Raw genomic sequence first — 7,013 nt, 5'->3', positions numbered from 1 at the left:
GTCGCCGATCGGGATCAGCGAGAAGTCGACCCGCTGGTCGTCGCGCAGCATCGCGTTGACCCGGCGGATCGCCTCGGTGCCGGCGGTGCGGTCGGCCGGGTCGGCCACGCGGCCGCTCCACAGCGCGTTGTCGACCAGCAGCAGCCCGCCGGGGCGGAGGAGGCCGATCGCCGCCTCGACATAGGCCGGGTAGTTGTCCTTGTCGGCATCGACGAAGATCATATCGACCGTGCCGGCCCAGTCCGCCCGCACCAGCTCATCGAGCGTGTCGAGGGCGGGCTGCAGGCGCAGCTCGATCCGGTCGCCGACGCCGGCTTCGTCCCAATACCGCCGGGCGATCGACGTCCATTCGGCGCTGACGTCGCAGCACAGCAGCCGGGCCTCCGACGGCAGCGCCAGCATCACCGCCAGCGCGCTGTAGCCGGTGAAGGTGCCGATCTCGATCAGCCGGCGGGCGCCGATCAGCCGCGCCAGCAGGGCCATGAACTGCCCCTGCTCGGGCGTGATCTGCATCCCGGCGCGGTCGGCCACGGCCCGCCGCGTCTCCTGCCGCAGCCGGGACAGGATCTCCGGCTCGCGCAGCGAGGCGTCGAGGAGGTAGCGCTGCAGCGCGTCGTTCAGGCCGATGCTCATGGCGTCACATGCACGCTGGGGTCGCGCTGCACCGGCACCGGCCGGCGCAGCTCATTGCGGATCTTCATCGCCTCGAACACCGGGGCGGTGCCGGGGCGCGGCACGAAGCGGCCCTCGCCGCGCTGCACCTTCAGCTCCCGGTTCTCCCACACCACCTTACCCTGGCTCAGGGTGATGACCGGCAGGCCGCGCACCTCCATGCCCTCGAACACATTGACCTCGATGTTCGAATGCTGGGTGGCGGCGCTGATGGTCTTGGTCGCGGCCGGGTCCCAGACCACGAGGTCGGCATCGGAGCCGGGTGCGATCACGCCCTTCTGCGGGTAGATGTTGAAGATCTTCGCGGCGTTGGCCGAGGTGGCGGCGACGAATTCGCTCGGGGTCAGCCGGCCGGTGTTGACGCCATGGGTCCACAGCACCGCCATGCGGTCCTCGACGCCGCCGGTGCCGTTCGGGATCATGGTGAAGTCGTCGATCCCCATCCGCTTCTGCTCGGTCCTGAAGGCGCAATGGTCGGTGGCGACGACCTGCAGGCTGCCGGAGGTCAGCCCGTCCCACAGCGACTTCTGATGGTCCTTCGAGCGGAAGGGCGGGCTCATCACCCGGGCCGCGGCATAGGCCCAGTCCTTGTTGCGGTACTCGCTCTCGTCCAGCGTCAGGTGCTGGATCAGCGGCTCGCCGTAGACCCGCTGGCCATTGGCGCGGGCTCGGGCGATCGCCTCATGCGCCTCGCGGCAGGAGGTGTGGACGACATAGAGCGGCACCCCGGCGGCGCCGGCAATCATAATGGCGCGGTTGGCGGCCTCGCCTTCGACCTCGGGCGGGCGCGACAAGGCATGGCCCTCTGGCCCGGTGATGCCGGCCTCCAGCAGGGTTTTCTGCAGCAGCCAGACGATGTCGCCATTCTCGGCATGCACCATCGGCAGCGCGCCGATCTCGCGGCAGCGGGTGAAGCTGTGCATCAGCACGTCATCATCCACCATCAGGGCGTTCTTGTACGCCATGAAGTGCTTGAAGCTGTTGACGCCGTGCTCGGCCACCAGCGTGCCCATCTCCTCCCGCACCTGATCGGACCACCAGGTGATGGCGACGTGCAGCGACCAGTCGGAGACCGCCTTCTCGCCCCATTCGCGCCACTGGCGATAGCCGTCCAGCAGGCTCTGCTGCGGCCCGGGGATGCAGAAGTCGATGATCATGGTGGTGCCGCCGGACAGCGCCGCGGCGGTGCCCGTGTAGTAGTCGTCGGCCGCGACCGTGCCCATGAACGGGAACTGCATATGCGTGTGCGGGTCGATGCCGCCCGGCAGCAGATAGCTGCCCGAGGCGTCGATCACCCGGGCGCCGGTCGGGGCGGCGAGATCGGGGCCGACGGCGACGATCTTGCCGTCGTCGCAGAAAACATCGGCGCGGAAGCTGCGGTCGGCGTTCACCACCGTGCCGCCCTTGAGTGCGATCGCCATGGCCGGTGCTCTCCTCTTATCGCGTGCCTTGTCCCTGTTGCCGGGCAGAGTGGGACGGATCGCGAGGCGAGGCAAGGGCGATCCTGACCGTTTGGTCAGGCTTGGCGTCGATACGAAAAAGCCGGGGCACGAGGCCCCGGCGAGGTCAGGGAGGAAAGCGGCTCATGCGGAGCCGATAGATACGTTACGTATCATTCTTTCGTGAGTCAACACGTAACGTATCACGCCTTTCTAGTCGCGCATCACCCATTTGACCGGCACCGCCCATTCGATGGCGACGTCGGAGATCAGCGGGGCGTTGTAGCTGAACAGCGTGAATAGCCCCGGGGCGCTGCCGCGCATCAGGATCTTGACGAAAGTCCGGCCGTCGGCCAGGCGGATCACGCATTCCCGGCCGATCAGCTGGTCGGGATCGGCCTGGACATTGCGGTAATAGATGATGTCGCGGTCGCGGAAGGCTGGGGCCATCGAATCGCCACGGACGATCACCGCGACCGTATGCTCGTCGGCTGCCGGCGGTGCGTCCGCCTCATCGATCCGCTCGGTCGACTGGTCGCCCTCGAACATGTGAATCTCGGCGCCGGCCCCGACCTGGCCAACCACGGGCACCATCGGGCGCAGGCCTGCCGGCGCGCCCTCGCCGGTGAGGAGCCAGGCCTCAGACACGTTGAAGGCGGCGGCGTAGCGGCCGGCGGCATCGCGGCGCAGCCCGCGCAGCCCGGATTCATGGGCACGGTAGGTGATCGGGCTCCAGCCGAAGGCGCGGGCGGCGTCGGCCGCGGTCTCATACCCGGCCTTGGTCCGCGCCAGCAGCAGGCGTTGATGCGGTTCCAGCATGCGCAGCATTTAGCACGTTTTGTAATCTGATCGCAATGCGTTTTGTATTGCGCCAAGACAATGCAAAACGTATCGTAAGGGCATGGACCCTTCGATTGCGAGCTTCGACGACATTTTCACCCGCCAGCCGCGGCAGGGCCATCTCTCCGCCGAGCTTGGCGTCTCGCCGCAGCATCTGCGGATGATGCGGGTGCGCCAGTCGATCCCGGTGCGCTTCTGGCCCCGCCTCGTCGCCGCGGCCGCACGGCGCGGCATCCCCGGCCTCGACTACGAGCTGCTGGTCCGGCTGCACCTCCCGGACGAGCCGCAGCCGGCCTCCCCACCGATAGGAGACGTTCATGAGCACCCTTCCGACCCTCGACCAGATCGAGGGCATGCCGGTCGAAGCTGTCGCGGCGCTGCCGGCCGAAGCGCTGGCCCAGCTGGTCGATGACCTGGTCGTGCTGGTCGAGCACAGCCGCCGTCTCCAGGCGGTGATCGCCGCCGCCCTGGCCCTGCGCAGCGGCGGGCCGGTTCTCCGGGGCGCCGGCGACCATGCGGCCGAGGCGATGCGGTGGCTGCGATGAGCGAGCCGCGCAGCAGCCTGTCGCGCCGGCAGCCGCGTCCGCCGATGGAGACCGAGCAGCTGCGCCGGATGCGGGCTGCGGCCTGGCACGGACAGGGCGTCGTCGTCATCCGGCCGGAGGAGGTCGAGGACGACTGGATCCGCCAGGCGATCGTGAACGAGGCCGATCGGCTCTACGGCAAGCGGAATCGGGAGGCGTGACCGCGGCCGGATCCACTGCGACATGGGGATCGGCGACTGCGCCGGCCTCATTTTGGGCACATGGGAGAACCCGATGGACGAACACTTCTTCGAGACCAGAGCGGCCGCCGCCGCGGCGACGATTCCGTTGACAATCGGGGTCATTCTGACCGGTGGCTACGCCACGGCTGGTGATGGCGGCGGAGCGACCTACAAGCGCGTCGCCTCGGAGCCCGGCCATGCCGGGAAGTTCCAATCGGCAGGCGGCGCATGGTGGGAGTTGTCCGAGACGGATGTCGATGTTCGGGCGTTCGGCGCCAAGGGCGACGGCGTCGCCGATGACGTGCAAGCGTTCCGCGATGCCCTGTCCTACGCATTGGCCAAGGGGTTGCGCAACGTTGTTGCGTATGGGACCACAAGGTTTTCGTCGACGCTTGCCGTGTCGAACATTTCGACGCCGGGCATGAGCTTTCATATCGAACGCTTGGTGGCCGACCCGGCGTGGCCGGCACCGCCGCCAACGGTCGGTTTCGCGACGCTGCCGCAGTGGCGAAGCGCCACTCCGCTGATCGACATCGGCACATCCGGCGGTGCGATGGTCAACCAGCATTGGTACATCGGCAGTGCTGACGGAGCGTCCAGGAAAGCCGATCTATTCCGGATCAATCGATTGGGAGGCTCGCATTTCTTTGTTGGCTACGCCAAGAACTGCAATATCGTGTACAAGGAAGACGGCACGGCTGGGAATACGGCCTCCAATCGGCTTGACGGCAATTACCACGAAGACAACAATGTTGCCGTTCTGACCGGAGCGACGGCTCCCTTCGTTGCCGAAGGGACGATGGTCGCGACGAACTTCATCACCAGCAATTCCTATGGCGGCGTGATCTTCGGCAGGCAGTCCAACTTTGCCAGCATCACAAAGGGCCAGCTCGACTTCAACGGACGCAACCTCGCCGAACTGACGATCAGTGCGAGCGGGTCGAGTTGGACGGATGGTGTGGTGATGACCGGCGGCGCCTCGGGTACGAAGTGCGAGCTGGTCACGACCTATCAGGACGGTGACAGCTTCAAGGCGCTGGTGCTGCGTGACGCATCCGTGCAGGGCACGAATGCCGGCTTCACCGTCGGCGAGAGCATCTCCGACGGCACGACGTCCCGCACGATCAATGCCGTGCGCACGACGACGCAAGGATATTCGACATTCTACTTCGACGTGGTGATGGCCGCCTCGGGCTCCGGGTTCAATCGCGGATTCCTCGACGCTCCATATCTCGGCGGCTTCGTCGGCAATAATCTGAACTCAGTGAAGATCCTCTGGGGGAATGCCAACAATCCTTCCATCGCGTGGCTCAACGGTGTTGGCTTTGCATCTTCTCCGACGCAAAGCCTGATCTACTCCGGCCTCGATGGCATCGCGACGCCGGGCAGACCGGCGCTGGAGATCACGTCCGATCTGTTCGCCCCGCGTCGGCCTGATATCTATCTCGGTGCCGCCGACGCCAGGATCTACAATTCGGATTCTCAGCTCAGCTTGCCCCAGAATGGGTGGGTGACGATTTTCGACGGATCGAACATCGGTGCCAATTCATTCGGACGGTGCTACGACCTGAACCTGTGGCGCATCGCTTCGACCAGCCACCGCGCCAAGCTTCAGATCGTCGTCGACAGTGCGGGCAATCTGGCCTTCACCGATCTCGGTTCGGCTGGATTCTCTTTCCAGGTCAGCGGCGGCACTCTCGTCCAGGCCGTGCAGACATCCGTGGCGGCGACAATGTCGGTCCGGCGCACGCTCCTGAGGGTCGGGTAGATGGCCATCACCCGCGAGTCTCTATAGACGCGGTGCGCTTGCCGGGCTGCACAAAGGCCAGCGCCTCTGTCACCGTCGCCCAGACCGCCGGGCTGCAGGCCGCCAGTAGGCCAGGCCCGGACGATCGTCGCGCGGCCGATACGGCGTGCCGTCCAGGCGGGCGACGCGGCCGCTGGCCTCCGCCAGGATCAGGGCGCCCGGGACATGATCCCAGGGCAGGGCGCTTTCGCGGGCGGATGCCCTGGCATGCCGCAGCCGGCCCCGATCGGCTAGGCTGATCGGGAATGGCCTCTCAGGCCTGGCCGCCGAACAGCGCCTCCGCCCGCCGCCGGATCTCCTCCGGCGCCACGTCCTCGATATGGGTGGAGATGCTCCAGACATGGCCGAAGGGATCGATCACCATGCCCAGGCGGTCGCCATAGAACTGGTCCGCGATCGGCCGGGACAGGGTGGCGCCGGCGGCAAGCGCCCGTTCCACCACGGCATCGACATCGTCGACATACAGATGCAGCGACACCGGCGTGCCGCCGATCGCAGCCGGGCTGGACCAGCCCATCTCCGGCATCTCGTCGGCCAGCATGACCAGGCTGCCGCCGATCAGCAGCTCGGCATGGCCGACCGCGCCGCCGGGCGCGTCCATGCGCATGCGCTCGGTGGCGCCGAAGGCGGTGCGGTAGAAATCGATCGCCGCGGCAGCGCCACGGACGATGAGATACGGGGTAACGGTCGGGTAGCCGTCCGGAATCGGCTTCACCTCTGCGGCCATGGCCTGCTCCCTGGATCTATCGCGGGGCGTTCGATCGCCTCTGACCTGATCATACAGGATGCACGCCGAGGCGGCAGAATAGGATGCGACGGTCAGTGCCGCGGCGGCTTCGCCCGTGGCGCGGAGTGCCTGGGGGAAGGGCGATGGGCGCGATCCTCCTCGATCCGGATGTGCCGGTCCTGCGCATCCGGCCGGCGGATCGAGGAGGCGAAGCGGCCGGCGGCGTGGCGGGCGATCTCCACCCGGCTCTGCCGCTCGGCGATCTCGATCCGGCCGATCTCGGCCTTAGTGACGTGGCCGCGGCGGCACAGGAAGGGCAGCAGCCAGCGCGGATCGGCGTTGTTGGCGCGGCCGACATTCATCCGGAACCAGACCGAGTCGCCGCCGCCCTCCCGGTCGGGCCGGGCCGGGCGTCGCTCGGCGGCCGCGGGCCGCTCCGGCGGCGGCGACAGCTCCTCCGGGGCGGGAAGGAGGCTGCGATGCAGGCGGACCAGGGCGACGGCGAGGTCCTCGGCGCTGCGCTCGGCCAGCAGGGCGCGGGCGCCGGCCAGATCCTCTTCCGTCGCCGGCTCGGTCAGGATCGTCTCCTGGGCCAGCCGGGCCTGGTCGCGGGCGCGGATCTCGTCCGCCGCCGGCGGCGGCGACCACGTCGCCTCGACCCGGGCGGCGCCGAGCAGGCGTTCGGCCTGGTAGCGGCGGTTGTACGGCACCAACATGACACAGACGCCCTTACGGCCGGCCCGGCCGGTGCGGCCGCTGCGA

At 67.8% G+C, this 7,013-nt stretch carries 9 protein-coding genes; 3 read left to right on the top strand and 6 right to left on the bottom strand.

Annotation, left to right across the window (positions count from 1 at the left end):
* From ABDW35_RS28380 to ABDW35_RS28365, 4 genes are all read right to left on the bottom strand, one after another.
* A partial coding sequence (locus ABDW35_RS28380) for a class I SAM-dependent methyltransferase (protein WP_343717211.1) occupies positions 1-633 on the bottom strand: 633 nt, incomplete at its 3' end.
* Complete coding sequence (gene hydA / locus ABDW35_RS28375; RefSeq protein WP_343717210.1) at positions 630-2,093, bottom strand: dihydropyrimidinase; 1,464 nt, start codon at positions 2,091-2,093, stop codon at positions 630-632. The genes ABDW35_RS28380 and hydA, both read right to left, overlap by 4 nt.
* A gap of 231 nt (positions 2,094-2,324) precedes the next feature.
* The gene (locus ABDW35_RS28370) at positions 2,325-2,930 is read right to left on the bottom strand and encodes an XRE family transcriptional regulator (protein ID WP_343717209.1); all 606 of its coding nucleotides are present in this window, start codon (positions 2,928-2,930) and stop codon (positions 2,325-2,327) included.
* Positions 2,878-3,270, bottom strand: coding sequence for a hypothetical protein (locus ABDW35_RS28365; protein WP_343717208.1), 393 nt, complete (start codon positions 3,268-3,270; stop codon positions 2,878-2,880). Before ABDW35_RS28365 ends, ABDW35_RS28370 begins: the two co-directional genes overlap by 53 nt.
* On the opposite strand from ABDW35_RS28365, the gene ABDW35_RS28360 reads away from it, so the two are divergent.
* The 3 genes from ABDW35_RS28360 to ABDW35_RS28350 all read left to right on the top strand — a co-directional run bounded on the left by ABDW35_RS28360 (position 3,269) and on the right by ABDW35_RS28350 (position 5,485).
* Positions 3,269-3,496, top strand: a complete 228-nt coding sequence (locus ABDW35_RS28360; RefSeq protein WP_343717207.1) for a hypothetical protein — start codon at positions 3,269-3,271, stop codon at positions 3,494-3,496. The two genes, ABDW35_RS28365 and ABDW35_RS28360, sit on opposite strands and share 2 nt — an antisense overlap.
* Complete coding sequence (locus tag ABDW35_RS28355; RefSeq protein WP_343717206.1) at positions 3,493-3,696, top strand: hypothetical protein; 204 nt, start codon at positions 3,493-3,495, stop codon at positions 3,694-3,696. The genes ABDW35_RS28360 and ABDW35_RS28355 overlap by 4 nt, the downstream gene beginning before the upstream one ends.
* A 73-nt stretch (positions 3,697-3,769) precedes the next feature.
* Positions 3,770-5,485: a hypothetical protein gene (locus ABDW35_RS28350; RefSeq protein ID WP_343717205.1), complete on the top strand. Its 1,716-nt coding sequence runs from the start codon at positions 3,770-3,772 to the stop codon at positions 5,483-5,485.
* Positions 5,486-5,777: 292 nt separating this feature from the next.
* On the opposite strand, the gene ABDW35_RS28345 is transcribed toward ABDW35_RS28350, so the two are convergent.
* Both ABDW35_RS28345 and ABDW35_RS28340 read right to left on the bottom strand, forming a co-directional pair.
* A complete protein-coding gene (locus ABDW35_RS28345; protein WP_343717204.1) occupies positions 5,778-6,251 on the bottom strand; it encodes a VOC family protein in 474 nt (157 codons plus the stop codon).
* A gap of 92 nt (positions 6,252-6,343) precedes the next feature.
* A partial coding sequence (locus ABDW35_RS28340) for a DbpA RNA binding domain-containing protein (protein WP_343717203.1) occupies positions 6,344-7,013 on the bottom strand: 670 nt, incomplete at its 5' end.

Source organism: Inquilinus sp. (assembly GCF_039594555.1).
Classification (GTDB): Bacteria; Pseudomonadota; Alphaproteobacteria; order DSM-16000; family Inquilinaceae; genus Inquilinus.
This window is presented reverse-complemented; position numbering and strand designations above follow the sequence as displayed.